Annotated in this window: 2 protein-coding genes; both read right to left on the bottom strand. The window is 31.8% G+C overall.

Features of this window, described 5'->3' with window-relative positions:
- The coding region (locus ABW637_RS21720) for a condensation domain-containing protein (protein WP_367586841.1) at positions 1–1,704 on the bottom strand (1,704 nt) is incomplete at its 3' end.
- 175 nt (positions 1,705–1,879) lie between these two features.
- Positions 1,880–2,694: non-ribosomal peptide synthetase (locus ABW637_RS21715; protein ID WP_367586840.1), on the bottom strand; the 815-nt coding region annotated here is incomplete at its 5' end.

The raw sequence follows: 2,694 nt of genomic DNA, 5'->3' as shown, positions 1-2,694 counted from the left end.
CTCCTCTAACTCAACATCCTTTTTTGTCAATAAGTAAGCACTCATTTGATCTACTTGGTCATTAAGCTCCTGGTAGGTCAACGTAGTATCTTTATTAACAATAGCAAGAGCATCTGGTGTCTTTGAAACTTGGGACTCGAATAACTCTAGTACAGAGTTACACTTTGTAAACTCTACATCTGTAGCATTAAAACCTTCTAAAAGCTGACTCTTCTCTTTATCAGATAAAATGTCTATCTCTGATAGTTTAGTGTCTGGATTTTCGATAACAGCTGTTACTATTCTCTTGTAATACGTTATAAATCTATGTATAGTTTGTTCTGTAAATAAGTCTACCGAGTATGATATCTTAAATGTAAATTGATCTTTCTTCTCTGTAGTTGTTAAACTCATATCGAACTTTGATATCATATCCTCTTTTTGATACGCAGACAATTTAAGCCCAGGTATATCCAATTCTTCTTCGATAAAATTTTGATACGAAAATAAAATATCAAATAATGGATTTCGACTAGTATCTCGCTCGACTTTTAACTCATCTATGAGTGCCTCATATTGATACGATTGATTACGAATACAGGCCAAGGTATTTGCTTTTATATCCAATAAAAATGCTCTAAAAGTATCATTGCCTTTAAGTTGATTCCTAAGGGGTAGTGTATTAACAAACATTCCAATCATATCATTTAGGTCCTCATGCTCTCTTCCTGCTACAGGAGTTCCTATTACGATATCTTCCTGATTAGTCAACTTATACAGTAGAATATAATACACAGACAGGAACATCATAAAACCTGTACTCCCCAAATCTTCATTAATTGATTTTAGTTTTCTGGCCTGCTCATTTTCAATAGAAAAACTTGCAGTAGCTCCATTATGTCCCTTTACCTGAGGACGTTTAAAATCTGTAGGTAGATTAATGGGTTGAGTTTCTTCTTTAAACATATCCAGCCAGAAGTTCTTTTGTTCAGAAATTTCTAATTGCTGATTATTCTTTTGCTGCCATTCTGCATAATCTCTATACTGAAGAGATAATGGAGATAGTGTTTCTCCTTTATACAAGGCCATAAACTCTTTTACTAAAATACTATCTGAAACACCATCGGTAATGATATGATGCATATCAACCATCAAAATATGTTTCCTTTCAGTTAAGTGAATTACACCAACTCTAATCAAAGGTCCATTGTTTAAATCAAATGGTCTAACAAAGTTTTGGATGACTTGAGATTCCTCTGATTCTGTAATTTTAAATACCTCTATATCAATCTCCAGATTACTTACTATTTTTTGAACGGGCTCTTCATTTACAATTTTAAAAATTGTTCTTAAGCTCTCATGCCGCATTACCAAGGTATTAAACACTTCTTTTAAAAGATCTATATCTAATTCTCCATTTAAACAAACAAGTTGTGGCGTATTATAATTTAGCGAGGTTTTATTATACTCATACAAAAAATACATGCGCTTTTGTGCCGAAGACAGTGTGTAGTATTCTTTTTCTGGAGCTTTTTCAATTACCTTATATGTAGAATTAAAAGATTGAGTATTTTCAATAAATTTAATAAGCTCATTTTTATTCTTTTTAATTTCCTCCAGGATTTCTGTGGCATCTAAGTGTTTGGGTATATCCAATCGTAAAGCTCCTTGATCCAAGTGTATCCCGATCTTATTTTTTCTTAATTTTAATATTAAATTTTCCATACTAAATTTTATTCTTGAAATTATTTTTAATACTACCTTACTTTGTAGGCACCTGACTATATAATTATTATAAAAAGAGTTGTTTGTACAACTAGAGGTATATGACCATTATTCATATATCCTGTAGATTCTTTATTTATAAAAAGAAGATTATGTGTAGATTTTCTGAAACTTCTTAGATGATGACTTTTTTGATCATTTCGTTTGTAAGATCTGTGGTATTGTCATTAGATAACCATTCATTAACATTAATAAATTCTGCTTGTTCTTTAATGGTGGGATTTTCAAATATTTTTTCTAGAGGAAATACCACATCAAACTCTTTGGCTATTTTGTTTACCAAAACAATAGCTTTCAATGAATGGCCCCCCAATTCGAAAAAGTTTCTATTAGTACCTATTACATCAATAGATAAATTGAGTACACTGGACCAGATTTTTTCTAATGTTTTTTCTGTTGCATTAATTGGCCCTACATAATCATGTTCTATTTTCACCTCTGGTTCTGGTAAATTCTTTTTGTCAACCTTACCACTTGAATTAAAGGGAATACTTGTTAAATGAACATAATGATTCGGAATCATATACTCTGGTAATTTATCTGATAAATAGTGTTTTAGATCACTGGTACTAATCTCTTCCAAAGAAGTATAGTAACAAACCAAGTAGCGGTCTCCTTCTTTTTCTTTAACTACTAATATGGCTTCCTCTAGTGCTTCAAAATTTCTTAATTCACTTTCTATCTCACCTAACTCTATTCTAAACCCTCTTATTTTTATTTGTTCATCTATTCGTCCTAAGAACTCAATATTCCCATCTGGTAACCATCTGGCCAAATCACCTGTCTTATACATTCGGCCATTAGCCTTGTAAGGATTGTCTACAAACCTCTCTTGAGTCAATTTATCATTATGAAGATATCCATGTGCTAAAGACTCTCCTCCAACATAAAGCTCTCCAATAACACCGATCGGTAATAGTTCCTTATTGC

Origin of the sequence: Aquimarina penaris, assembly GCF_040786285.1 — a bacterium.
In the GTDB taxonomy this organism is placed as follows: Bacteria; Bacteroidota; Bacteroidia; order Flavobacteriales; family Flavobacteriaceae; genus Aquimarina.
The sequence above is the reverse complement of the archived record's forward strand: the minus strand, read 5'-3'. Positions and strand labels throughout refer to the sequence as shown.